The following is a 24,414-nucleotide window of genomic DNA, read 5'->3' on the forward strand; positions in this document are numbered from 1 at the left end:
AAGACGTTGCGCGCAGGGCAATCTCTACAAGCCGGCGGCTTCGAACAGCTTGCTGAGCTCTTCGCCGTGGATCGCCCGGGTACGCCCTGAACGCAGGCCCCCCATCTGCACCGGCCCGATCTGGGTCCGGCAGAGCTGGAGCACCGGGTAGCCCACCTCGGCCAGCATCCGCCGGACGATGTGGTTGCGCCCCTCGTGGAGGGTGATCTCGAGAAGCGCCTTTCCGGGCCGGGAGTCGACCATCCGGAAGGAGTCGACCTTGACCGGGCCGTCTTCCAGCTCGATCCCGGCCCGAAGCTTTTTGCCGATGTCCTTGGCCACCGGCCCGGCCACCTCGGCCAGGTAGGTCTTCGGCACCTCGTGGCTGGGGTGCGTCAGGCGGTGGGTGAGGTCACCGTCGTTGGTGAGGATGAGCAGGCCCTCGGTGGCCGTGTCCAGCCGGCCGACGTGGAACAGCCGCTCGTCCAGGGCGTTCGGCCGCTGCGACAGGATGTCGCCGACGCACGGCCGGCCCTCCGGGTCGGACATCGTGGTGACGACGCCCGGCGGCTTGTTCAGCGCCAGGTAGATGAGCGAGGTGTCGAGCTGGAGCCGCACGCCGTCGACGTGCACCACGGCCGTCTTCGGGTCGATGCGCACGCCGAGCTCGCGCACCGTGACGCCGTCGACCTGCACCCGGCCGGCCTCGATCAGGTCCTCGCTGGCCCGCCGCGAGGCGACGCCGGCCTGGGCCAGCACCTTCTGGAGCCGCACCCCGTCCGGGTCGTGCACGTCCTTGGCGGGGGCGGACTTCTGCGGGGAACGCTGCTGCACCGGGCGGGCACCGGCCGGTGCGCCGGAGCGGTCGCGGCCGCCGACGGTGGCGCGCTTGCCACCGGGCACGACGGGCCGCCGGCCCGCCTTGGCGACGCCGTGGGAAGAGGGTTTACGGGGCTTGGGGGGAGTCATCAAACACCTGCCGGGAAGTCGTCGAGGGCGTCTACCTCGGGCAGGAACGGCGCCAGCGCGGGCAGCGAGTCCAGTGAGGTCAGGCCCAGTTTGTGCAAGAACATCTGGGTGGTGCGGTAGAGCGTGGCGCCGGTCTCGGGGTCGTTGCCGGCGTCTTCGACCAGCCCGCGGGTGACCAGGGTGCGCATCACCGCGTCCACGTTCACCCCACGGACGGCGGACACCCGCGCCCGGCTCACCGGCTGCCGGTAGGCCACGATGGCGAGGGTCTCCAGGGCGGCCTGGCTGAGCTTGGAGGTCTGCCCGTCGAGGACGAAGCGCTCCAGCACCGGCGAGAATTCCGCCCGGCTGTAGATGCGCCAGCCACCGGCCACGCGCCGCAGCTCGAACCCGCGCGCGGCGTCGTCGTAGTCCGCCACCAGGCCGGCCAGCAGCTCGGTGACCTGCCCGACGGTGACGTCGAGGGCGGCGGCCAGCTGGATCTCCTCGACCGGGTGCTGCACCACCATGAGCACGGCCTCCAGGGCCGCGCGGGCACCGCCGGGCAGGTCGTCGAGATCGGGGACGTCACTCGTCCCCGGTTCGTCCTGGGGCACCGGTTCGCCCGCGACGGGGACCGGCGACCCGGTCGTCTCACCCGTGGTCACCCCGGGCCCGTCCTCGTCACTCACCCGTCCATCATGCCCTGTCCACCCGGGTGCCCCCGACATCGTTCGACCGGGGACCGCTCCGCGGACGGGTCAGGAGGTCGGCTGCGGCTGTCCTGCGGGCAGCCCCGTGGACAGCCCGGTGGACGGCTCGGTGACGCCCTCGAACTCGTCCACCTGGATCTCGTCCAGGTCGGCGCCGGTCCAGCGCACGGTCAGCTCGCCCAGCGGCGACACCTGGTCGAAGGCGACGGCGGCCTCACGGAACAGCTCCAGCAGGGCCAGGAACCGGGCGATCACCACCAGCTTGCCGTCGGCGTCGGTGACCAGCTGGCGGAAGCTCGCGGTCTGCACCCGGCGCAGCCGCTCCACGATCAGGGCGGCCTGCTCCCGCACGCTGACCGCGGGGCTGTGCAGGTGGTCGAGCTTGACCCGGGGCGGTTCCTTCGGGGTGAGGGCTTTGGCGGCGAGCTCGGCGAACTGGAGCGGCGTCAGGCCGAGCACCAGTTCGGGCAGCAGCTTGGTCAGGTGCTCCTCGACCGGCACGTCCCGCGGGGTGCGCCGGTTCTCCGCCTCGATCCGGGTGGTGAACGTGGCGGCGACGTCCTTGAACGCGCGGTACTGGAGCAGCCGGGCGAACAGCAGGTCGCGGGCCTCCAGCAGGGCCAGGTCCTCGTCGTCCTCCACCTCGGCGGCCGGCAGCAGACGGGCGGCCTTGAGATCGAGCAGGGTGGCGGCGACCAGCAGGAACTCACTCACCTCGCCGAGGTCCCAGTCCGCGCCCATGGCCCGCACATAGGCCAGGAAGTCGTCGGTGACCTGGGAGATCGCGATCTCGGTGACGTCCAGCTTGTGCTTCGAGATCAGGCCGAGCAGCAGGTCGAAGGGGCCGTCGAAGTTGTCGAGATGCACGGCGAAGCCGGTGCCCCGACCGGGCAGCACACCCCCGGGTGTGACCTCACCATCGGCTTGAGGGACGACGGGGGCGTCCGGAACGGTCTGGACGTCGTCCCCGGTCGAACCCTCGCGCAGATCGATCGTGGGCGAGCCGTCGGTGCCGGTCAGGTCGATCGTGACCGGCTGCTCACCGGCCTGCGCGGTCTGGGCGTCCTGCGCGGTGGGGAGTTCCTCGGTGGGCAAGATCGGCTCAGGCGGCGTCGCCGCGCGCGATCAGCTCGCGGGCCAGCAGACGGTAGGCGTAGGCACCGGCGTGCGACGAGGCGTAGGTGGTGATCGGCTCGGCCGCGACGGTCGCGTCGGGGAACTTCACGGTGCGGCCGATCACGGTGTGGAACACCCGGTCGCCGAACGCCTCGACCACCCGGGCCACCACCTCACGGCTGTGCAGGGTGCGCGGGTCGTACATGGTGGCCAGGATGCCGTCGACCTCCAGGCCGGGGTTGAGCCGGTCCTTCACCTTCTCGATCGTCTCGACCAGCAGCGCCACACCGCGCAGCGCGAAGAACTCGCACTCCAGCGGGATCACCACACCGTGCGAGGCGGTCAGCGCGTTGATGGTGAGCAGGCCCAGCGAGGGCTGGCAGTCGATGAGCACCACGTCGTAGTCGTCGAGCACCGGGCGCAGGGCCCGGCTCAGCACGGTCTCCCGGGCCACCTCGCTGACCAGCTGCACCTCGGCCGCGGACAGGTCGATGTTGGCCGGCAGCAGGTCGAGGTCCTGGTAGTCGGTCGAGCGGATCGCGTCGGCCACCGGGGTGCCGCGGTCCATCAGCACGTTGTAGATGGTGCGGTCCAGCTCGTGCGGGTTGATGCCCAGCCCCACCGACAGGGCGCCCTGCGGGTCGAAGTCGACCAGGAGCACCCGGCGCCCGTACTCGGCGAGCGCCGCGCCCAGGTTGATGGTGGACGTGGTCTTGCCGACGCCACCCTTCTGGTTGCACATGGCGATGATGCGCGCGGGGCCGTGCGTGGCGAGGGGCGCGGGTTCGGGGAACGCCGGCATCGGGCGGTTGGTCGGGCCCTCACCGCCGGAACTCACGAGCGATAAGCCGTCACCGCCTCCCCGCTCGACGGCTATGTTCGACAAAGCCGCAGCGGATGTGTCATTCGTCACGTCGTCTCCTCGGTAGCGCTGGTCGACGGTGGGCCGACATCGGGACATGACACCGGACGTTCGTCGGTGTCCATCCTCGCGCGTCGCCGGTCGGGACCAGGCGAGGCTAGTCGGCGCGTCGCCTGGTACTCAAGCTCGGATCCGCGCTATGCGCGGCTTCCTCCGCGCGAAGAGCCCGGGGGTGCGCTGCCACATATACCTCACGCAGCGTGTCCGCGGTGACACGCGTGTACAGCTGGGTAGTGGTGACCGAGGCGTGCCCGAGCAACTCCTGCACCACCCGTACGTCGGCCCCGCCCTCCAGCAGGTGGGTGGCGAAGGAGTGCCGCAGCGTGTGCGGGGAGACCCGGCCGGACAGGCCCGCCCGGTCGGCGGCGCCGGCCAGCACCGCCCAGGCGCTCTGCCGGGACAGCGGCCCGCCGCGGGCGTTGAGGAACACCGCCGGCGACCCCTTGCCCCGCACCGCCAGGGCCGCCCGCCCGCGCACCAGATAGGCGTCGACCGCGGCCACCGCGTAGCTGCCGATCGGGACGATGCGTTCCTTGTCGCCCTTGCCGCGCAGCCGCACCAGGCCGGAGCCCAGGTCGAGGTCGTCGATGGCGCAGCCCACCGCCTCGCTGATCCGGGCGCCGCAGCCGTAGAGCAGTTCGAGCAGCGCCCGGTCGCGCAGCCCGGTCGGGGTCTCCGGCGGGCCGGCCGCCCCGAGCACCCGCTCCACGGCGTCCAGGCTGATCGCCTTGGGCAGCCGTTTCGGCTGCGACGGGGGCTGCACCTGCCCGGCCGGATCGGTGGCCGTGCGGCCCTCCAGCAGCAGGAACCGGTGGAACCCGCGCACCGCCACCACGTGCCGGGCGGCCGAGCTGGCGCTCAGCCGGGCGGCGCCGTCGTCGCCGGTGCGGATGGCGGCGAGAAAATTGGTGACGTCCGCCTCGGTCACCGCGGCCGGGTCACCGATGCGGTGGTTCAGCAGGAAGTCGACGTACCGGCGCAGGTCACGCCGGTACGCCCCCAGGGTGTTCGCGGCCAGGCCCCGCTCGACCGCGAGATGGTCGAGATAGCCCGTCAGGGCCTCGTCCAGAGGGCTCGACGTCCGCGCCCCCGGGGCGGACGTCGCGGGCGCAGTCAGGCCAGCACCTCGGCGAGCGCCACGGACGGCATCTCGTGCGCCGCCGCCACCGGCGCGCTGACCACCGCGCCGTCATGGGTGTTCAGCCCCAGGGCCAGCGCCGGGTCGGCCCGCAGCGCCTCGCGCCAGCCGCGCCCGGCCAGCTCGACGACGTAGGGCAGGGTGACGTTGGTGAGGGCGTAGGTGCTGGTGTGCGGCACCGCGCCGGGCATGTTGGCGACGCAGTAGAACACCGAGTCGTGCACCGGGTAGGTCGGGTCGGCGTGGGTGGTGGGCCGGCTGTCCTCGAAGCAGCCGCCCTGGTCGATCGAGATGTCGACCAGCACGCTGCCCGGCCGCATGCCGGCCACCTGCTGGTTGGAGATCAGCCGGGGTGCCTTCGCCCCGGCCACCAGCACCGCCCCGATCACCAGGTCGGCGTCGCGGATCGCGGTCTCGACCTCCAGCGCGTTGGACGCCACGGTCTGCACGTGACCCTGGTAGATCCGGTCCATCCGGCGCAGCTTCTCGATGTCGCGGTCGAGCACCAGCACCTCGGCCTGCATGCCCAGCGCGATGGCCGCGGCGTTGGCCCCGGCCACCCCGGCGCCGAGGATGACCACCTTGGCCGCGTACACGCCGGAGACCCCGCCGAGCAGGATGCCGCGCCCGCCCTCGGCCCGCATCAGCGTGTGCGCGCCGACCTGCGGGGCGAGCCGGCCGGCCACCTCGCTCATCGGGGCGAGCAGCGGCAGCGACCGGTCGGGCAGCTGGACGGTCTCGTAGGCGATGGCGGTGACCTGGCGTTTCACCAGTTCCTCGGTGAGCGGCCGGTCGGCGGCCAGGTGCAGGTAGGTGAACAGCACCTGGCCCGGGCGCATCCGCTCGTACTCGGCCGGGATCGGCTCCTTCACCTTGAGCACCAGCTCGGCCCCGGCCCAGACCTCGTCGGCGGTGGGCAGGATGCGTGCCCCCGCGGCGACGTAGTCGGCGTCGGTGACGGACGAGCCCTCACCGGCCCCGGCCTCGATGATGACCTCGTGCCCGGCCCGCACCAGCTCGTGCACCCCGGGCGGGGTGATCGCGACCCGGTACTCGTGGTTCTTGATCTCGCGCGGAACCCCGACCCTCACTCGACCAGCCGCCTCTCGTCAGCATGACGCCTCAATGATCAGCTTCGAGGGCCACTCTAGGCCGGAGGTCCGACCGGCACAGCGCGACGCGTCGGCCGGACGCTTCGAGGCGAAAGTGTCGGTGCCCTGTGATTCGATCTTCGGCATGAGCGGACGGTTCGTACCGTATGCGGCCACCCCAGGCCGCGCGATCGCGCAGGTCCTCGCCGACATCAGCGTGCTGGTGTGGGTGGTGGCCTGGTACTACGTCGCCAGGGCCGTGCACACGGCGATCTCGGCCATCGCCGATGTCGGCGCCGACGTGGAGAGTGGCGCCCACGGCATCTCCAGCAACCTGGGCGGGGCCGGTGACAGCGCGGGTGACATCCCGCTGGCCGGCGACGCCCTGTCCAAACCGCTGAGATCGGCGGCCGACGCCGCGCAGAACATCGCGAACGCCGGGCACGGTCTCGACGAGCGGGCCACCACACTGGCCGTGCTGCTCGCGCTGGCGGTCTCGGTCCCGCCGGTGCTGGCCGTCGTGGTGCCCTGGCTGTTGCTGCGGGTGCGGTTCGCCCGGCGGGCGGGGGCCACCGCGGCCCTGGCCCGCACCGAGGGCGGTGCCGACCTGCTCGCCCTGCGGGCCCTGGCCTCCCGGCCGATGCCCCGGCTGCTGAACATCTCCGACGACCCGCTGGAGGGCTGGCGCAGCGGCGACCCGGAGGTGGTGCGCCGCCTTGCCGCCCTGGAACTGCGGGCGTCGGGGCTGAAATAGGAACGCGCGCCGGGCGGCTCGGCCCGCGTCCCGCACGCCGCAGGGCCACCCGCCTCACCAGGCGGGTGGCCCTCAGGTCACAACGAACAGGTCGGGCAGCCGGTCAGCGGTAGTTCCGGTGCGCCGGCCAGGGCGCGTCGGCGGGCCGCAACGTGGACCAGCCGGCCGCCTTCGCCGCCACCGCGGCGAGGATGCCGATCACCGCACCGGGGTTGTGGATCGCCCCGGCCAGCACCGCGTCCCGGGCCTCGTCGAGCGGGACCCAGCGGGTGGGCATGTTCAGTTCCTCCTCGCCCCGCTGGTAGCGCTCGGCCTCCGGCACCTCGGACACGCCCCGCGCCAGGTAGCAGCGCAGCGCCTCGTTGCTGCCGCCGGGCGAGTTGAACCACTCGGCCAGCAGCGACCATTCGGCCGCCCGCAGGTCGGCCTCCTCGAGCAGCTCGCGCTGCGCGGCCGCCACCGGGTTCTCCCCCGGCACGTCGAGCAGGCCGGCCGGCAGCTCCCACAGCTCCATCTGCACCGGATGCCGGTACTGCCGGATCATCAGCACCCGCTCCTGGTCGTCCAGGGCCAGCACGGTGACCGCCCCCGGATGGTCCATCAGCTCACGGGTGACCTGTCCGGCCTCGCCGAGGTCGACCTTCTCCGACACGATGTCCCAGATCTTGCCGTGGTGGATCAGGTCGTGGGCGAGAACCGGCCGGGGGGCGAGGAAGTCCTCGAAGTCGGGTGCGGTCACGCCGTCACCGGGGCCTGGTCGACCACGGGCTCCGGCTCGGGGGCGACCTCCTGGCGGGGCGTCTCCACGTCGACGAGCCGCTCGGCCCGCTGCCGGTCGACGGCCGCGGCGATCAGCCCGGCGAACAGCGGGTGCGCCTTGTCCGGGCGGGACTTGAACTCCGGGTGCGCCTGGGTGCCCACGTAGTACGGGTGCACCTCGCGCGGCAGCTCCACGAACTCGACCAGCGACCGGTCGGGAGACATCCCGGAGAACGAGATGCCGGCGTCCTCCAGCTGCTTGAGGTAGTGGTTGTTGACCTCGTAGCGGTGCCGGTGCCGCTCGGACACCTTCGCGCTGCCGTAGACCTCACGCACGATGCTGCCCTCGGCGAGCACGGCCGGGTAGGCACCCAGCCGCATCGTGCCGCCCATGTCGCCCTCGCCGGAGACGATGTCCTTCTGCTCGTCCATGGTGGCGATCACCGGGAAGTCGGCGCCCGGCTCGAACTCGGTGCTGCTGGCACCGGGCAGGCCGGCCACGTTGCGGGCGTACTCGATCACCATGCACTGGAGGCCGAGACACAGCCCCAGGGTGGGGATCTGGTTCTCGCGGGCCCAGCGCAGCGCGCCGAGCTTACCCTCGATGCCACGCACCCCGAAACCGCCCGGCACGCAGATCGCGTCGACGCCGCGCAGCGCCTTCGAGGCGCCCTCGGGCGTGGAGCAGGTGTCGGAGGCGACCCAGCGGATCTTCACCTTCGCGTCCTGGTCGAAACCGCCGGCGCGCAGCGCCTCGGTCACCGACAGGTAGGCGTCGGGCAGGTCGATGTACTTGCCGACCAGTGCCAGCTCCACGTGGTGGCGCGGCTGGTGCACGCGGCGCAGCAGCTCGTTCCAGTCGTCCCACTCGACGTCGCGGAACGACAGGCCCAGACGGCGCACGACGAACGCGTCGAGGCCCTCCGAGTGCAGCACCTTCGGGATGTCGTAGATCGACGGCGCGTCGGCGCAGTTGATCACGGCCTCCTGGTCGACGTCGCAGGTGAGGGCCAGCTTGCGCTTCATGTCCTCGGGGATGTCCCGGTCGGACCGGCAGATCAGCGCGTCCGGCTGGATGCCGATGTTGCGCAGCGCCGCCACCGAGTGCTGGGTCGGCTTGGTCTTGAGCTCGCCGCTGGGCGCCAGGTAGGGAACCAGCGAGACGTGCAGGAACAGCACGTTCTCCCGGCCCACGTCGCGGCGCACCTGACGGGCGGCCTCGAGGAACGGCAGCGACTCGATGTCGCCCACGGTGCCGCCGATCTCGGTGATGATCACGTCGGCCACGTCGGCCTGGGCCCGCATCCGGGCCTTGATCTCGTCGGTGATGTGCGGGATCACCTGCACGGTGTCACCGAGGTACTCGCCGCGCCGTTCCTTGGCGATCACGGCCGAGTAGACCTGGCCGGTGGTGACGTTGGCCGACTGGTTGAAGTTGACGTCGAGAAAGCGCTCGTAGTGCCCGATGTCGAGGTCGGTCTCGGCGCCGTCGTCGGTCACGAAGACCTCGCCGTGCTGGAACGGGTTCATCGTGCCGGGGTCGACGTTCAGGTACGGGTCGAGTTTCTGCATCGCAACGCGCAGACCGCGCGCCCGGAGAAGGTGACCGAGGCTGGACGCCGAGAGTCCCTTACCGAGTGAGGAGGCGACGCCACCCGTGACGAAGATCTGCTTGGTAGGTTCTGTCATCCGCTGAGCCACGGGATTTCAAGTTATCAGGCTCTCGACCCGACCGTCGCACCACCCGTCCCGTTCGCCCGGAAAGTGAGGAAGAAGTCCCCCTACCGGGCGCGGGATCTACATCACTGGCCCAGCCGGATCAACTGCCGGTAACGATCCGACCAACCCTGGGTGACCTCGTCCTCCGACGGCAGCCCGGCCACCCGGGCCCGGGCCCGGTCGGCCAGTTCCCGGGCCCGGCCGGCGTCGTCGAGCAGCTCGCGCACCGCGGCCGCCAGGGCCGGCGCGGAGCCCGGCTCGACCAGCGCCCCGGTGTCCGCCAGCAGGTCCGGCACCCCGCCGACCGCGGTCGCGACCACCGGCACCCCCGCCGCCATCGCCTCCTGCACCGCCAGGGGACGCGCCTCCCACTCGCTGGCGAGCGCGAACACGTCGGCCCGGGCCAGCAGCGCGGGCACGTCCTCGCGGCGTCCCAGGAAGGTCACCGGGGCGTTCGCCCGGTTGCGCCGCCGCTCCAGTTCGCCGAGCAGGTCCAGGTCGCCGTCACCGGCCACCGCCCAGCGCACGCCGAGCACATCGGCCGACAGCAGCGCGGCGGCGTCCACCAGCACGTCCAGGCGCTTCTGCGGTGCGATCCGGCTCACCGTCAGCACCAGGGGGCCGCGCCGCGGGCCGAGTTCGGCGTCGAGGTCAACGGTGGACGACGAGGAGCCCGCGACCGGCGTCTCCGCCGATACGACGGTCAGCTGCGGATCCCGCGCCCCCAGTTCGCGGGCCCGCGCGACGAGGTCCGAGGACGCCCCGGTGAGCAGGTCCGCCCGCCGGGCCTGGAGCTGCTCGGCCAGGGCCAGCGCCCGGCGCTTCGGGCCGGTGCCGAGCACCGCGTTGTGCCAGGTGACGACCAGCGGCGGACGGCGCCGCAGGGTGGCCGCGGCCAGCACCGTGAGCAGGCCGGCCTGGTGCCCGTGCGCGTGCACCACCGTGGCCCCGGCGATCATCCGGCGCAGTCTCAGCAGCGACGACCTCAGGTGGTGGCGCCCGGTGGGCCACTCCGGGACGACGTCCACCATCGAACCTGCCGAACCCGCCGGGCCTTTCGGGTCTCCCAGGCGGGTCGCGGTGAGCGGGCTGGTGAACACCGACACGTCCCAGCCGAGTTCCCCCAGCCCGGAGGCCAGCCCGGCGACATGCCCGGCGACACCGCCGGTGGCCGGCCCGGCGACGAGCAGTACACGGTCCGCACTCATGGTTTCGTCCTCCGGGTGATCCGTCCGACCAGCATGCCGAGATTCTTCCGGTCGAGCACCGCGAGCAGCGCCGCGAACAGCACGGCCGCGACCATCGCCCCGGCCGCACCGCCTGCCAGCGCCCGCACCACGGCGACGCCGTCGCCCAGGGTCAGCAGGGCCACCTCACGCCCGGCCAGCCCGGCCACCACCGCAGCCGCCCCGGCCAGCACCAGCAGGCGCCCCAGCCCGGCCACCGCGGCGGCCCCGGCCTCGCGCCGCAGGGCCAGCAGCAGCAGCGCCCCGGCCACGCTCATACCGATGGTGTTGCCCCAGGCCAGCCCGGTGACGACGGGAACCAGGAAGACACCCGCGGCCGACCCGGCGATCACCGCGGCCCAGCCCAGCGCGGTGGCCACGGCCGCGGCCCGGCCGCGCTCCCGGGCGTACAGCGCGCGGCCGACGTGCGCGATCAACGCGAAACCGACCAGCCCGGGCGCCATCACGGTGAGTGCGTTGCCCATCTCCGCCAGCGCCGCGCCGCCGCTGTCGTCGGTGGAGATGGCGGTGAAGAACTCCCCCAGCGGCTGCGCGGCCGCCGCCAGCACGGCCGCCCCGAACAACGAGACCAGCACCACGACGCGGGTGCTGGCGGCGGCGGTCGCGGCGAACCCCTCGTCGTCCCCCTGCTGGGCCCGCTCGGCCAGCCGGGGGAACGCGCTGGTGGCCAGCGGCACCGCGAGCACCGCGTAGGGCAGCAGGTACACCGCCTGGGCGGACTGGAACACCGGGTAGGCGCCGGTCTGCCGGTGGTTGGCCAGAAGCAGCGCGACCATCAGCGACAGCTGCTGGGCCAGCAACGCGGAGATGCCCGCGGCGGCCAGGGCCAGACCGCGCCGGGCCACCCCCGGCGGGAAGGTCAGGGTGGGCCGGATCCGCACCCCGGCCTGCCGGGCGGGCCACAGCAACGGCAGCGTCATCACCGCCACCCCGGCGGTGGTGCCCCAGGTCAGCCAGGCCTCGGCGGTGCCGGGCAACCGGGCCGGCACGTCGGTCGTGCTGACCGAGCCGTAGACCAGATAGGCGCCGATCACCACCACGCTGGACAGCAACGGCACGAAGGCGGGCCAGAAGAACCGGCGGTGGGCGTTGAGTGTGCCGGTCAGCACCACGCCGATGCCGTACAGGGCGATCTGCGGGGCGAACACCATGATCATCCGGGCGGCCAGGCCCTGCTGGCCGGCGCAGCGCGGATCGTCGTCGACCAGCACCTTCGACAACGGCACGGCCAGCACCGCGAGCAGCGCCGAGACCGGCACCAGCACCACCAGCACCCAGCCGATCAGCGCCGACACGATCCGGTCGACCTGCTCGCGGTCGGCCCGCGCCAGCGGCCCGGCCAGCAGCGGCACCACGGCACTGGCCAGCGCCCCCCCGGCCACCACCTCGTAGAGCACGTTGGGCAGGGTGTTGGCCGAGGAGTACGCCGTGCCCACGCAGTGGTAGCCGACGTCGGCCGCGAATCCCAGCCACCGGCCGAACCCGACCACCCGCGACACCGCCGTCACGGCGGCGATCAGGGCGGCCGAGGCGAGCAGACCCCGACCGACAGAGGACGGCGTTGAGCTGGGCGCGGTCGTCACGTCGTCCACAAACCAAACTTGTCAGGCGGGGCGACGGCCCAGCATGTCGAGCTCGCGCAGCACCGGCGTGCGCGCGATCACCTTGGTGAAGCTGACCTTCTCGCTGGCCAGGGTCAGCCCGCCGACCACGGCGAGCACGGCCAGCTGGCCCCCGCGGCCCAGGCCGGTGACGGCCGCGGTGCCGAGCAGGGCCCCGGCGGCGTTCGCGCCGGTGTCGCCGAGCATGGCCTTCTCGGCCAGGTCGACCGGCAGCAACCCGGCCCCGGCCCCGCAGGCGATCGCGACCAGCCGGCCCCCCGCGGCGCCGGAGGCGGCGGGCGCGAACAGCAGCATGACCTTGATCGCACGGCCCGGGCGCAGGTCGAACAGGTTCATCAGGTTGGCCGAGCCGGCCACCACCGCACCCGACACCAGCGTGTCCGCGGCCCCGCCGAGCAGCCGCACCACGACGCCGGAATCGGCCCGGTCGCGATGTGAGGGCACGAGCAGGGCGGCGACCAGGCCGGTCGCGCCGATGCCGAGAACCTTCAGCCCGCCGGTGGTGACGTGCCCGCGCGCCAGCTCGCCCAGGTGCCCACGCAGGCCCTTGCTCTTGCCGGTCTCGCGCAGGTCGTCGATCGCGCCGAAGGTGCCGCCGCCGACCGTGGCCACCACCGCGGCGGCCTTCACCCGGGCCGGCACACCCGGCGCGAGCACGGTGGCCGTGGCCGCGCCCAGCGTGTAGGCCGGGCCCTCCAGCAGGGTCAGGGTCTCACCGCGGTGGTTGACCCGTTCCCAGAGCTTCGACCCGCCCGGCGGGTTGGCGCGCAGTGCTGTCCAGGCACCGCGGGCGGCCAGAGCTCCGGCACCGGCCAGAGCGGTGGAGACGAGCAGCCTTCGGATCACTTGTCACCCTTCTTGCCGGAGTCGCTCTCCTCGGAGGTGGCCGCGGGGGCCGGGGTGATGGTGGGCAGAACCGCGTCCACGCCCTCGCCGAAGCCGTACGCCCCGGACCCGCCGGACAGCTGCTCCTGGAGCGCCAGCACGGCGGTGACCACGCCCATCGCGGTGGAGCCGGTGTCGACGGTGGAGACGTCGGCGCCGACCGTGTCGTCGTCCCGGATCGCGGTGAGCACGCCACCGCTCGCGGCCGCGGAGGCCGGGCCGGTGGCCACGCTGCCCCCGCTGGTCGAGTCGAGTGCGGAGGCCAGCGCCACGTAGGCCGAGCCGTCCTCCTCGGTGACCGAGGCGGTGGCGGCGGCCGAGTCGATCGCCTCCGGGTTGGCCGGCACCAGCACCAGGGCGCCCGAGGCCAGGCCGTTCAGGTCGCCGTCCACCTCGATCAGCCCGGCCGTGGTCAGGCCGTTCAGCGCGGTGGCGGCGTCGGCGGCGGCCGTGCCGGTGGGTGTGGTGTCGGCCGACGACACCACGGACGTGGCCAGCACCTGGGCCAGCCGCTCCTCGCTGGTGCCGTCGGTGGGCACGTAGCCGCTGGGCAGGTCGCCGGTCAGGCTGGTCAGCAGGCCGGTGCGGTCGGACTCGCGGTCGGCGGCGGTCCAGTCGTCGGTGACCCCGATCCGGCCGGTGACGCTGCCCCCGGCGCTGGTCACGGCGTCGGTCAGCGGCTCGACCACGTCGTCCTCCACCCCGGGCAGGGTGACGACGACCACGGAGCGGCCGGTCAGCGCGTTGGCGACCAGGGCCGAGGTGGTGGCCTGGGTGAACTCGTCGCGGTGGGTGACGGCCTCGGTCGAGGTGGCCAGCTGCTGGCGCAGGTCGTCCTTCTCCGAGCGCAGCGCGTTCACCTGGTCGGTCAGGGTCGAGCCGATCGAGTCCTGCAACGGCCCGGCGCCGAGCACGATGCCGACCGCCAGGGCCAGGAACACCGAGATCAGCGAAACGAGGTGGTACCTGAAGTCGATCATGTGCTGAGGAATCCCCGCCAGTCGTACGTCGTCAGTGCTTCGGGGGGCGGGTCGGTGAACCAGCTGCCCACCCAGGAGGTGAGGTCGTCCCAGCGCGCCCCGATCAGCGAGTAGAACGTCTGCCCGCCCTCGGTCGAGGCGAGGGCGACGCCCAGTGCGACCAGCCCGGCGACCGCCAGGACGGCCAGCTGCCAGTTGCTGATGCGCTGCCGGTAGAGCCGGGAGACGCCCTTGGCGTCGACCAGCTTGCTGCCCACCCGCAGCCGGGTCAGGAAGGTGCTGGCCATGCCGGCCCGGCCCTTGTCGAGGAACTCCACCAGCGTGGCGTGCGTGCCGACGGCGACGATGAGCGAGGCGCCCTTGTCGTCGGCCAGCAGCATCGCGACGTCCTCGCTGGTACCGGTGGCCGGGAACACCACCGGGTCGACGCCGAGCTCGCGCACCCGCACCAGGCCGGGCGCGTTGCCGTCCCGATAGGCGTGCACGACGATCTCGGCGCCGCAGGTCAGGGCCTTGTCGGAGACCGAGTCCATGTCTCCGACGATCATGTCCGGGGTCCAGCCGGCGTCGATGATGGCGTCGGCACCGCCGTCCACGCCGACCAGGATCGGCCGGTACTCCCGGATGTAGGGCCGGAGCGTGGCCAGGTCTTCCTTGTAGTGGTAGCCACGCACGACGATCAGCACCTGCCGGCCCTCGAACGAGAGCTTCACGTCCGGCACACCGACCCCGTCGAGGAGCAGGTCGCGCTCCTTCTTCAGGTACTCCATGGTGTTCGCGGCGAACGCCTCGAGCTGCACGTTGAGCCCGGCGCGGGCGTCGTCCATCGCCACCGACACGGTGGCGGCGTCCTGCTTGATGCCGCGCGCCACCACCTGGTCACCGGCCCAGATCTCGTTGCCGTCGATCCGGATCGCGGTGCCCTCGGCCAGGTTGGTCATCACCGCCTCGCCCACCCCGTCGATCAGCGGGACGCCCGCGGCGAGCAGGATCTGCGGGCCCAGGTTCGGGTAGCGGCCGGAGATGCTGGGCGCGGCGTTGACCACCGCCGCCGGCTTCGCGGCGACCAGCGCGTCGGCGGCCACCCGGTCGATGTCGGAGTGGTCGATGACCGCGATGTCACCCGGGTTCAGCCGCTTGGTCAGGTCTTTCGTGCGCCGGTCGACCCGCGCGATGCCGTGGACGCCCGGGCCCTCCACCGGTTCCGGACGACGGCCTCTGGGCAGGGACGGCAACTTCACGCGTCGATCGTGCCATGTCCGGCCGAGTGCTTTGGCCGTGGATGGGATCGGATGACAACGATTCGGACGCGATCACCCGGCTCCGAATCTGATTCGGCGAGCAACCTCACCCGAACGCCACCCCCGGAAACCTCAGACCAGCTGCCGGTCCGCCTCGGCCATCTGGAGCAGTTCCTCCGCATGCGCCTGGGCCGATCCCGAGTCCTCCAGACCGCCGAGCATGCGAGCAAGCTCACGGATCCGGCTCTCCGTGTCGAGGGTGTGCACCCCGCTGCTGGTCACCTCGCCGCTGTGCGCCTTGCGCACCAGAAGATGCTGGTCGGCGAACGCCGCGACCTGCGGCAGGTGGGTCACCACCAGCACCTGGCTGTTGCGCGCGAGCCGGGCCAGCCGCCGGCCGATGCCGAGCGCCGCCTTACCGCCGACGCCCGAGTCGACCTCGTCGAAAACGAACGTGGGCACCGGGTCGACCGCGCCGAGCACGACCTCCAGACCCAGCATCACCCGGGACAGCTCACCGCCCGAGGCGCCCTTGCCGAGCGGCCGGGGCGACGCGCCAGGGTGCGGTGCGAGGAGCATCTCGATCTCGTCGGCACCGTCCGGGCCGAACGCCACCGGGCCCGGCGCGGGAGCCGCAGGCCGTTCCTCCGTAGCGGTCAGGTCGATCGTGGTCTCGGGCTCCAGCAGCAGGCCGTCGTCGTCGGGCTTGTGGTTCACCTCGACGAACAGCCGGGAGCCGACCATGGACAGTTCCTGGAGCTCGCCGGTGACCGCCTTGGCCAGCTTGGCCGCCGCTGTGCGCCGGGCCTTGGTCAGCGCCGCCGCCTGCCGGGCCAGCGCGGTGCGCAGCTCGTTCACCCGGCCGGCCAGCTCGTCCACCGACTGCTCGTCGTTGTCCAGCTCCAGCAGGCGCACCGACGCCTGCTGGGCCCAGGCCAGGGTGGCGTCCACGTCGTCGCCGTAGCCGCGCACCAGATGGCTGAGCGTGGCCCGGCGGTCCTCCACCGCGGCCAGCCGCACCGGGTCGGCCTCCACCCCGGCGGCGTACGAGGCGCACTCGGTGGCCAGGTCGTCCACCAGGTAACCGATCTCCGCGGCGCGCCGGGCCAGGTCGCCCAGCGCCGGGTCGTTCGGGGCCCCGCCCTCGAGCGCGCGCCGCACCTGGTTCATCAGCGACGCCACGGCGAAGCCCTCGGACTCGCCGGACAGCGCCTGATTGGCCGTGGCCGCCGCCTGCTGGAGTCCCTCGGCGTGGGCCAGCCGCTGTGACTCAGCCTTCAGCTCGTGGTCCTCGCCCGGCTGCGGCGCGACCTTCTCGATCTCGGTCAGCCCGGCCCGCAGCCGCTCGGCCTCGGCCACCCGCTCGGCGAACTGCTGGGTGATCTCCCGGTGCTTCTTCTCCACCGTGCGCAGCTCGGCGTAGGTCTTGCGGTAGGCCGCCAGGGCCCTGGCCACCGCGGCGCCGCCGAACCGGTCGAGCGACTCGCGCTGCTTCACCGTGGACTGCAACCGGATCTGGTCGCTCTGCCCGTGCACCGCCACCAGGTCGCCCGACATCTCGCCGAGCAGCCCGTTGGGCACACCGCGACCGCCGACGTGGGCCCGGGAACGGCCCTCGGCCGACACCGTGCGGGCGATGACGAGCGTGTCGCCGTCGTCCAGCTCCGCGCCCGCCTCCACCGCCTTGGCCACCGCGGCGTTCCGGGGGTCGAGGACGAGACGCCCCTCGACCAGGGCGCTCTGGTATCCCTCGCGCACCGACCCGGCGTCTGCCCGACCGCCCATGAGCAGGCCGAGACCGGTCACGACCATCGTCTTACCGGCGCCTGTCTCGCCCGTGACGACGGTCAGGCCGGGTCCGAATTCCAGCACCGCGTCGTCGATCACGCCGAGACCGCGCAGGTGCATCTCCTGAAGCACGTCGATGACTCTAGGGCAGTTTTTCGGCGGCCGGTGAGGCCGACGGCCCGGATCCGTCCGGGTTCTTCCCGGATCCGCCGTTCGAAACGGTGTTCGAAGGACATTCCGGACCCGGCCCGGCAGCCCCGGCCGAATCACCCCGGGCCTGCCCGCCCCAACCGCTGACCGGCGCCTCCGCGCCGCGCAGGGCGCGGCCCCGCCAGCCGTGCACCGGCAGCCCGAACTTGGCCACCAGCCGGTCGGTGAACGGCGCCCGGGCCAGCCGGGCCAGCCGCACCGGCACCGCCGAGCGGCGCACCTCCACGCGGGCCCCGGGCGGCAGGTCCATGCTGCGCCGCCCGTCGCACCACAGCATCGCCCGGCCCGGCGCGTCCGGCACCAGCTCGACGGCGGGCACCGAGGTCGGCGCCACCACCATCGGCCGGGAGAACAGGGCGTGCGCGCTCAACGGCGTCAGCAGCAGGGCCTCCACCTCGGGCCACACGATCGGGCCACCGGCCGAGAAGGAGTACGCGGTCGACCCGGTCGGCGTGGCCATCACCACACCGTCGCAGCCGAACTCGGTCACCGGGCGGCCGTCCACCTCGATCACCAGCTCGATCATGCGTTCCCGGTCGGCCTTCTCCACCGAGGCCTCGTTCAGCGCCCAGGTCTCCATGACCCGCTCGCCGTCCACGTGCACCGAGACGTCGAGCGTCATCCGCTCCTCCACCTGGTAGTCGCGGGCCGCGACCCGCTGCACCGTGTAGGCCAGGTCGTCGCGCTCGGCCTCGGCCAGGAACCCGACGTGCCCGAGGTTCACCCCGAGCAGCGGCACCGAGTGACCGCGCACCAGCTCGGCGCTGCGCAGGATGGTGCCGTCACCACCGAGCACGATCACCAGCTCGATCGCCTCGATCGGGTTCGCCGACCCGGCCGGGTGCAGCAGCTCGGTGGTCTTCTCGGTCAGGCCCTCGGCGTCACTGGGCATGACGATCGGCTTGATCCCGGCCGCGACGAGCAGGTGCACGAGCTCCTCGGCGGCCAGGACGGCGGTTTCCCGGCCGGTGTGGGCCAGGACGAGCACCCGGCGATCGGGTGTGCTCATGAAGCTCCTCAGTCAGGGTCATCAGGTCGGACGCTCTGCCGCAACACCGCGGTCAGGCCGGGCCTTCCGCGATCGCCCGGTCCAGATCGGCCGGTGCCAAGGCGGGGGCCCCGGCACTCAGCCAGAGGAAGTACTCGACGTTGCCGCTCGGCCCGGGCAACGGACTGGCCACCACTCCCCGCACGCCCCGCCCCAGCCCGAACGCGGCGTCGGCCACCGTGCGCACCGCGTCGGCCCGCACCGCCGGATCCCGCACCACCCCGCCCGAACCCAGCCGCTCCCGCCCCACCTCGAACTGCGGTTTCACCATCAGCAGCAGGTCGGCGTCCGGGGCCGTGCAGCCGACCAGCGCGGGCAGCACCAGCCGCAGCGAGATGAACGACAGATCGCCCACCACCAGCGACGGCGCCGGCGCCACCTGTTCCGGCAGCAACTCGCGCACGTTGGTCCGGTCCAGCACAGTCACCCGCGGATCCTGTTGCAGGCTCCAGACCAGCTGCCCGTAGCCGACGTCCACCGCCACCACGTGCCCGGCGCCACGGCGCAGCAGCACGTCGGTGAACCCGCCGGTGCTCGCCCCGGCGTCCAGACAACGCCGCCCCTCCACCACCAGTTCCTCGAAATGATCCAGCGCACCGGCCAGTTTGTGCCCGCCCCGGCTGGCGTAGCCCGGGTCCGAGTCGTCCACCTTGACCAGGATCGCGACCGCCGGATCCACCTGCGTGGCGGGTTTGGCGGCGATCGTGCCCGCCACGGTCACCCGCCCGTCGTGCACCAGCTGGGCCGCCGCCTCGCGGGAGCGGGCCAGCTTGCGGCGCACCAGTTCGGCGTCGAGCCGTCGTAGACGTGCCATCGCTCAGCCCTCGACGTCCGCGAGCCGGTCCTGCAAGGTGCGGTGCGCGGATTCGTACGCCTGGAGCTGGAGGTCCAGCCCCGCCCCGAAGGTGTCCGCCACCAGCTCCATCGCCTCGTCCACGGCGTGGTCGCCGGTCACCGGGGGCTTCGGCACAACAGTGGACGACGAAACCCCCACACCTCCCTCGCCGCGCTCCGGCGCCCCGGCGTCCGAAACCCCCGGCTGCCCGTCCGAAACCCACGCACCGCCCGGCTGTTGCCCTGGGTCTCCCAAGTCAACCGGCTGCCGCTCGGCGTCTCCCGCGTCAACCGGCTCCCGATCCGCGCCTTCCGCGCCAATCAGCTCCCGATCCGCGCCTTCCGCGTCAACCAGCTCCCGATCCGCGTCTCCCGCGTCAACCGGCTCTCGATCCACGCCTTCCGCGCCAACCGGCTGCCGCTCTGCGTCGCCCCTGCCGCCCGCGTTCCACGCTCTCGCGTCCCGGCCTGTTATCACCGAACCAGGCGAACCGGTGGACGACGGTGGGCGGCTGACGGCCGCGGCGTCGTCCTCGAGCATCTCCTCGGGACGGGCCGCCCACGGCGACGGCGGACGGACGGACAGCGGAGTGGCGCCGGACGCACCGGACAGGCCGGGACGGACGGGCGGTTGATCGCTCGTCACGGTGTGGCCTCCGGGGTGGTCGCGCTGCGGTGAAAAGTCATGCTGGACGCCACGCTACCGGCCCCAGGGCCCGTCACCCTCCACCGCGTAGAGCGCCTTCAGCAGAGCCTGGGCGTCGACCGGGTCGCCGGCCCTCTCCGCCGCGTCCTGGTGTTCCCAGGCCGCGACCACCCCGGCCCGGGCCAGGTCGAGTGCGTCCTGACCGGCGTCGAGCACGACCACGGCGCCGTTCTCGACGCGGGCGCGGGCGGAACCGACCGTCACGACGCCGTTCTCCACCGACGGGCCGTGATGCGGTTCGAGCAGACCCGACAGGTCACGGGCGATCAGGTGCGGCCGCACCGCGGGAGTCGCGGCCACCAGGTCCTTCACCCGGTGCACGCCGGTGAGCACGATCATCCCGGGCAGGTCCGCCGCGCGGGCGCCTTCCAGGTCGGTGTCGAGCCGGTCGCCGACCACCATCGGGGCCTTGCTGCCGTAGCGGGCGGCGGCCTCGGTGAACAGCGTGGGCTGCGGTTTGCCGGCCACCTCCGGCTGCACCCCGGTGGCGGTGATCACGGCCTGCACCATCGTGCCGTTGCCGGGCGCCGGGCCGTAGGGGGTGGGCACGGTAGCGTCCATGTTGGTGGCGATCCAGGGCAGCCCGGCGCGCACCGCACGGGTGCCCTCGACCAGCAGCTGCCAGTTCACGTCGGGGGTGAAACCCTGCACGACGGCGACCGGTTCGTCGTCATCCATCGAGCCGACCGGCTTCAGCCCGGCCTCCTCCAGCGCCTCGTACAGCCCGAGGCCCCCGACCACCAGCACCTGGGAACCGGCGGGCAGGCGCTTGGCGAACAGGGCGGACGCGGCCTGCGCCGAGTTCACCACGTCGTCGTCCTCGGCGTGCACGCCGAGCTCACGCAGGTGCCCGGCCACCACGCGGGGCGGGCGGGAGGCGTTGTTGGTGACGAAGGCGGTGCGGACACCGGCCGCGCGCACCCGGTCGAGCGCCTCGGGCGCGCCGGGAACGGCCTTCGGCCCGATGTAGACCACCCCGTCCAGGTCGAGCAGGACGGTGTCGAACTCTTCGGCCGGTGCGCGGTCCAGCCCGATCAGCGTGGAGGAAGAACTCACAGGACGTCACCGTAGCCGTCCCCCGCCATCAGGGTGTCCTCGACCTCCACCTCGGCCGGCTCGGGTCCGTCCCCGGTCTGCGGCGGGTCGACGGCCAGGGCCATCGACTCGTCGTCGGTGTCGATCAGCGCCGGCTCGAACACCGGCTCCGGGTCCACCCCGTCGAGCAGTTCGAGCTCGTCGCCGTCGCCCTGGTAGGCGCCGGCGGGAATTCTGGGGTCAGCCATGACCGTCCTCCGTCCGTGGCCGCGCCGGCGGCGGATGCGGCCGGGTGACGTCCTGTCACCCGGCCCCGGCACCGGCGGGCCACGTCCGGTTCACGGACGCGGAACGCTAGTCCCGGTCGGCGCTCCTGCTCGCATCCTCGTGCCCGCCGTCGTCGAAGCGCATCTCGAGGGGCGAGCTCTTGGCCTCCGGGCCGTCCTGCTCGTCGTCAGCGTCGTCCTCGTCGTCGAGGTCGTCGTCCACGTCGTCGTCCAGGTCCTCGTCGTCGTCCTGGTCGGCGTCGTCCTGCGGGTGGACGGCGTCCGCCCCGTCCCGCTCGTCGTCGTCCTCGTCCGTGGCGTCGGCCGCGTCGGCCGTCACACCCGTCTCGTCGCCGGCCTCGTCGTCGTCCCCGGCCTCGTCGTCCTCGTCGTCGAGCAGCTCCAGGTCGATGACCTCGAGGTCCTCGTCGTCCAGGTCGTTGACGCCGGCGGCGCCGTCCGGGTCCTCGGCGATGGCGCGGCTACGCCAGGAGTCGGCCTCCTGATGACGCTTGGCCTGCTTGAGCGCCTGGGCGTAGGCGAAGCGCAGACGGGCCAGGCTCGGCGAGCGACGGCTGCTCTCCAGCTCGGGCACCTGGAGCACGACCACCGCGGCGTCGAACTCACCCATGTCGGCCCGGGCCCCGGACTCGACGATCTTCAGCTCGATCCGGGCATCCGTGCTCAGCGTCTTCGCCTCGGGGCTGTGGGCCAGCTCGATCGCACGCTCCGGACGCTCCAGCCCACGCTCGCAGTCCGCCATCACCGGAAGGTGCTCGTTCGAGCCGGTGATCCGGCGGTGCGTGCGCAGCTCGGCGAGGGCGTCGTTGTAGCGGCCCGTGCGGTAGGCGGCCAGACCGGCCGTCTCCCGCACCACGCCGAGACGCGAGCCGCGCTTGCGCGCGGCGACGGCGTGCTCCCAGGCCCGTTCGGGGTCAGACTCGATGAAGTAGTTGGCCGCGGCCAGGTGCGCGCCGGTCTGCACGGCGACCTCCCGGCTCAGGCCGGAGAGCTCGGTGCGGATCGTCTTGTCCAGCTGGCCGGCGCTGATGCCCTCGGGGATCTCCGGGTCACGGCCGGCCGGCTTGCGCACCGGCATCTGCCGCAGCTCGCGCCCGTCGCCCGAGCGCTGCGAACGGGTCGGCGCCGCCGGACGACGCTCGGTCCGCTCCCGCGCGTCACGTCCGCCCCAGCTCTGCCGGGCGCCACCACGGTCGTTGCCGAAGCCGCCCCGCTCGTTGCGGTCACCCCGGCCGCCGCTGAAACCACGGTCACCTCGATCCGCGCCACGGTCGTCCCGGTTGCCGCCGAAACCGCCCCGCTCACCACGGTTGCCGCCGAAGCCGGGCCGGTCGCCACGGTCCCGGTCGAACGTGCGCTCGCCACGAGCCTCCGTGGAGCCGGCGCCTTGCCCGCCGGACCTGGCCTCGTCGTTGCGGGGCTTGTCGTCGCCCCAGCCACGGCGCTGACCGCTGAAGCCGCCCCGGTTGTCCCGGTCGCCGCCGCGGAAGCCACCGTCGCGCGCCGGACCACCAGGCCGGAACCCGCCGCGGTCGTTGCCACCCCGGTCGCCGAAGCCACCGGAACGGTTGTCGCGACCCCGGTCGCCACCCGGGCCGCCGGAACGGAAGCCGCCCCGCTCACCACGGTCGCCGCCGAAGCCACGGTCCTTGCGGTCGCCCGCCGGGCCGGAACGGAAGCCGCCACGATCGCCACTCTGGCCACCGGAACGGAAACCGCCCCGCTCACCGTCGCGGAAACCACCCTCACGACCCGGCCCACCCGAACGGAACCCACCCTGACGGTCCCCACCCGGACCACCCGAACGGAAACCGCCACGGTCGCCGCCCTGGCCACCGGAACGGAAACCGCCCCGCTCACCGTCGCGGAAACCACCCTCACGACCCGGCCCACCCGAACGGAACCCACCCTGACGGTCCCCACCCGGACCACCCGAACGGAAACCGGGACGGTCGCCACGATCCCCCCGGAAGCCACCGGAATCACGGCCACCACGGTCTCCGCCCGGACCCGAGCGGAAGCCGCCACGGTCACCACTCTGGCCACCGGAACGGAACCCACCACGGTCACTGGACGGACCGCCGGAACGGTTGCCGCCCTGGTCGCCGCCGCGGCCGCCGAAGCCACCCGAACGGTTGTCGCGGTCGTTGGAACGGAAACCGCCACGGTCGCCGCGATCCTGGCCGAAGCCTCCGCGCGAACCGTCGCGGCCGCCGGCGCCACCACGGTCACCGCCGCGGAAGCCGCCCTCGCGGTCCTGAGCACCCGACCGGAACCCGCCACGGTCGTTGCCACCCCGGTCACCGGAGCCGCTGGAACGATGGTCACGACCCCGGTCGCCACCCGGGCGGAACCCGCCCTGACGGTCGCCGCCCTGGCCACCGGAACGGAAGCCGCCGCGGTCGCCGCCCTGGCCACCCGAGCGGAACCCGCCCTGACGATCGCCGCCCGGACCACCGGAACGGAAACCGCCCCGGTCACCACGGTCGTTGCTGAAGCCACGGTCGCCACGGGCACCGTCACGGCCGCCGGAACGGAAGCCACCGCGGTCGCCGCCCTGGCCACCCGAGCGGAACCCGCCCTGACGATCGCCACCCGGACCACCGGAACGGAGACCGCCCCGGTCACCACGGTCATTGCTGAAGCCACGGTCGTTACGGTCGCCACGGGCACCGTCACGGCCACCGGGGCGGAAGCCACCTCGGTCGCCGGAGCCGCCGCGGGCACCGAAGTTGTTGTCACGGCCACCGGAGCGGAAGCCGCCCTCACGGTTCTGGCCGCCACTGCGTTCTCCGTCGCGCGACCAGCTGTCGCGGCCCTCCGTGGAGGAGCGGGAGTTACGCATGCCGGCGACATGGCCGCCGGATCGCTGGTTGCCGCCACGGGACGGGGCGCGACCACGGTCACCCGTGCGCGACTGCCCATCCCGGCCGGCCCGGAAGCCGGACGTGCCTCTGCTGGGACCGCCCTTCCCGGACTCGTTCGATCGGGGACGCTGCCTGTCGGGCTCGCCGGCCATGACTCCCATTCCTTACTGATTGCTCGGGGGTGCTTCGTTCGTCGTGCTCGTGTTCTGCTCAGAACGTCGTCATCGCACGCGGAAGCTACTGGGCCCAGGCGGGCGCGCCACGGCTCTCGGGCGCCCTGCTCCACCGTGCACCGGCGGCCACCACTGTTCAGAAGACGTACCAGTACATCACGAGCCTGGCACTGCTCCGGCCGTCCGCACCCCAAGGGCCCCGAACGGCGGCAGAAAAACAGTGATGGCGGCCAGCTCCAGGCCCGTGTCCGTTGCCCCGGAATCTCCGTTAACCCCTGCGCGAGGCGCGGGTGAAGATTCGACGGGTGAACACGGCCATGAATCGGAGCGGCCGCCACCACTATCTATGAAG

The 24,414-nt window shown here is 72.9% G+C and carries 21 protein-coding genes; 1 reads left to right on the top strand and 20 read right to left on the bottom strand.

The annotated features are described in order from the left end of the window. Positions 1–24: 24 nt before the first annotated feature. From KIH74_RS26570 to ald, 6 genes are all read right to left on the bottom strand, one after another. The gene (locus tag KIH74_RS26570) at positions 25–948 is read right to left on the bottom strand and encodes a pseudouridine synthase (protein ID WP_214159069.1); all 924 of its coding nucleotides are present in this window, start codon (positions 946–948) and stop codon (positions 25–27) included. Then, positions 948–1,619, bottom strand: coding sequence for an SMC-Scp complex subunit ScpB (scpB, locus tag KIH74_RS26575; protein ID WP_214159070.1), 672 nt, complete (start codon positions 1,617–1,619; stop codon positions 948–950). The genes KIH74_RS26570 and scpB overlap by 1 nt, the downstream gene beginning before the upstream one ends. 69 nt (positions 1,620–1,688) lie before the next feature. Next, positions 1,689–2,735: a segregation and condensation protein A gene (locus KIH74_RS26580; RefSeq protein ID WP_246573094.1), complete on the bottom strand. Its 1,047-nt coding sequence runs from the start codon at positions 2,733–2,735 to the stop codon at positions 1,689–1,691. Positions 2,736–2,742: 7 nt separating this feature from the next. Then, positions 2,743–3,558 (bottom strand): ParA family protein, encoded by an 816-nt coding sequence (locus tag KIH74_RS26585; protein WP_246573095.1) that lies wholly within the window; start codon positions 3,556–3,558, stop codon positions 2,743–2,745. Positions 3,559–3,775: 217 nt separating this feature from the next. Continuing rightward, positions 3,776–4,795, bottom strand: coding sequence for a site-specific tyrosine recombinase XerD (gene xerD, locus KIH74_RS26590; RefSeq protein ID WP_214159103.1), 1,020 nt, complete (start codon positions 4,793–4,795; stop codon positions 3,776–3,778). Next, the gene (gene ald / locus KIH74_RS26595) at positions 4,792–5,907 is read right to left on the bottom strand and encodes an alanine dehydrogenase (protein ID WP_214159072.1); all 1,116 of its coding nucleotides are present in this window, start codon (positions 5,905–5,907) and stop codon (positions 4,792–4,794) included. The genes xerD and ald overlap by 4 nt, the downstream gene beginning before the upstream one ends. A gap of 145 nt (positions 5,908–6,052) precedes the next feature. Here ald and KIH74_RS26600 point away from each other — a divergent pair, with 145 nt between their 5' ends. Further along, complete coding sequence (locus KIH74_RS26600) at positions 6,053–6,661, top strand: hypothetical protein (protein WP_214159073.1); 609 nt, start codon at positions 6,053–6,055, stop codon at positions 6,659–6,661. A gap of 103 nt (positions 6,662–6,764) precedes the next feature. Here KIH74_RS26600 and KIH74_RS26605 read toward each other — a convergent pair whose 3' ends face one another. From KIH74_RS26605 to KIH74_RS26670, 14 genes are all read right to left on the bottom strand, one after another. Then, on the bottom strand, positions 6,765–7,400 hold the full coding sequence (locus KIH74_RS26605) for an NUDIX domain-containing protein (protein WP_214159074.1): 636 nt from the start codon (positions 7,398–7,400) through the stop codon (positions 6,765–6,767). Then, complete coding sequence (gene pyrG / locus KIH74_RS26610; RefSeq protein ID WP_214159075.1) at positions 7,397–9,109, bottom strand: CTP synthase; 1,713 nt, start codon at positions 9,107–9,109, stop codon at positions 7,397–7,399. The genes KIH74_RS26605 and pyrG overlap by 4 nt, the downstream gene beginning before the upstream one ends. Positions 9,110–9,222: 113 nt before the next feature. After that, positions 9,223–10,347, bottom strand: a complete 1,125-nt coding sequence (locus KIH74_RS26615) for a glycosyltransferase family 4 protein (protein WP_214159076.1) — start codon at positions 10,345–10,347, stop codon at positions 9,223–9,225. After that, positions 10,344–11,978 (bottom strand): murein biosynthesis integral membrane protein MurJ, encoded by a 1,635-nt coding sequence (murJ, locus tag KIH74_RS26620; RefSeq protein WP_214159077.1) that lies wholly within the window; start codon positions 11,976–11,978, stop codon positions 10,344–10,346. Before murJ ends, KIH74_RS26615 begins: the two co-directional genes overlap by 4 nt. Before the next feature lie 12 nt (positions 11,979–11,990). Then, complete coding sequence (locus KIH74_RS26625; protein ID WP_214159078.1) at positions 11,991–12,854, bottom strand: hypothetical protein; 864 nt, start codon at positions 12,852–12,854, stop codon at positions 11,991–11,993. Next, positions 12,851–13,873: a copper transporter gene (locus tag KIH74_RS26630; protein ID WP_214159079.1), complete on the bottom strand. Its 1,023-nt coding sequence runs from the start codon at positions 13,871–13,873 to the stop codon at positions 12,851–12,853. Before KIH74_RS26630 ends, KIH74_RS26625 begins: the two co-directional genes overlap by 4 nt. Then, positions 13,870–15,108, bottom strand: coding sequence for a putative cytokinetic ring protein SteA (gene steA / locus KIH74_RS26635; RefSeq protein ID WP_246573181.1), 1,239 nt, complete (start codon positions 15,106–15,108; stop codon positions 13,870–13,872). The genes KIH74_RS26630 and steA overlap by 4 nt, the downstream gene beginning before the upstream one ends. 138 nt (positions 15,109–15,246) lie before the next feature. Continuing rightward, the gene (gene recN, locus KIH74_RS26640; protein WP_214159081.1) at positions 15,247–17,034 is read right to left on the bottom strand and encodes a DNA repair protein RecN; all 1,788 of its coding nucleotides are present in this window, start codon (positions 17,032–17,034) and stop codon (positions 15,247–15,249) included. 10 nt (positions 17,035–17,044) lie between these two features. After that, on the bottom strand, positions 17,045–18,121 hold the full coding sequence (locus KIH74_RS26645; RefSeq protein ID WP_214159082.1) for an NAD kinase: 1,077 nt from the start codon (positions 18,119–18,121) through the stop codon (positions 17,045–17,047). Between the two features lie 52 nt (positions 18,122–18,173). After that, positions 18,174–18,974 (bottom strand): TlyA family RNA methyltransferase, encoded by an 801-nt coding sequence (locus KIH74_RS26650; protein ID WP_214159083.1) that lies wholly within the window; start codon positions 18,972–18,974, stop codon positions 18,174–18,176. Between the two features lie 3 nt (positions 18,975–18,977). Further along, positions 18,978–19,115 carry a hypothetical protein gene (locus KIH74_RS26655; RefSeq protein ID WP_214159084.1) on the bottom strand — a complete coding sequence of 46 codons (138 nt, stop codon included), beginning with the start codon at positions 19,113–19,115 and terminating at the stop codon, positions 18,978–18,980. Positions 19,116–19,694: 579 nt separating this feature from the next. After that, positions 19,695–20,756 carry an HAD-IIA family hydrolase gene (locus KIH74_RS26660; protein ID WP_214159085.1) on the bottom strand — a complete coding sequence of 354 codons (1,062 nt, stop codon included), beginning with the start codon at positions 20,754–20,756 and terminating at the stop codon, positions 19,695–19,697. Beyond that, positions 20,753–20,983: a hypothetical protein gene (locus KIH74_RS26665; RefSeq protein ID WP_214159086.1), complete on the bottom strand. Its 231-nt coding sequence runs from the start codon at positions 20,981–20,983 to the stop codon at positions 20,753–20,755. The genes KIH74_RS26660 and KIH74_RS26665 overlap by 4 nt, the downstream gene beginning before the upstream one ends. 106 nt (positions 20,984–21,089) lie before the next feature. Then, on the bottom strand, positions 21,090–23,867 hold the full coding sequence (locus KIH74_RS26670) for a hypothetical protein (RefSeq protein ID WP_214159087.1): 2,778 nt from the start codon (positions 23,865–23,867) through the stop codon (positions 21,090–21,092). Between the last annotated feature and the right edge of the window lie 547 nt (positions 23,868–24,414).

The sequence above is a fragment of the Kineosporia corallincola genome (genome assembly GCF_018499875.1).
Taxonomy (GTDB): domain Bacteria; phylum Actinomycetota; class Actinomycetes; order Actinomycetales; family Kineosporiaceae; genus Kineosporia; species Kineosporia corallincola.

Coding starts and splice junctions, on each gene's coding strand:
- KIH74_RS26670 (WP_214159087.1), bottom strand. CDS start 23,867: ATGCGTAACTCCCGCTCCTCCACGGAGGGCCGCGACAGCTGGTCGCGC.
- KIH74_RS26630 (WP_214159079.1), bottom strand. CDS start 13,873: ATGATCGACTTCAGGTACCACCTCGTTTCGCTGATCTCGGTGTTCCTG.
- KIH74_RS26570 (WP_214159069.1), bottom strand. CDS start 948: ATGACTCCCCCCAAGCCCCGTAAACCCTCTTCCCACGGCGTCGCCAAG.
- KIH74_RS26645 (WP_214159082.1), bottom strand. CDS start 18,121: ATGAGCACACCCGATCGCCGGGTGCTCGTCCTGGCCCACACCGGCCGG.
- KIH74_RS26600 (WP_214159073.1), top strand. CDS start 6,053: ATGAGCGGACGGTTCGTACCGTATGCGGCCACCCCAGGCCGCGCGATC.
- KIH74_RS26615 (WP_214159076.1), bottom strand. CDS start 10,347: ATGAGTGCGGACCGTGTACTGCTCGTCGCCGGGCCGGCCACCGGCGGT.
- KIH74_RS26585 (WP_246573095.1), bottom strand. CDS start 3,558: ATGCCGGCGTTCCCCGAACCCGCGCCCCTCGCCACGCACGGCCCCGCG.
- KIH74_RS26650 (WP_214159083.1), bottom strand. CDS start 18,974: ATGGCACGTCTACGACGGCTCGACGCCGAACTGGTGCGCCGCAAGCTG.
- KIH74_RS26665 (WP_214159086.1), bottom strand. CDS start 20,983: ATGGCTGACCCCAGAATTCCCGCCGGCGCCTACCAGGGCGACGGCGAC.
- pyrG (WP_214159075.1), bottom strand. CDS start 9,109: ATGACAGAACCTACCAAGCAGATCTTCGTCACGGGTGGCGTCGCCTCC.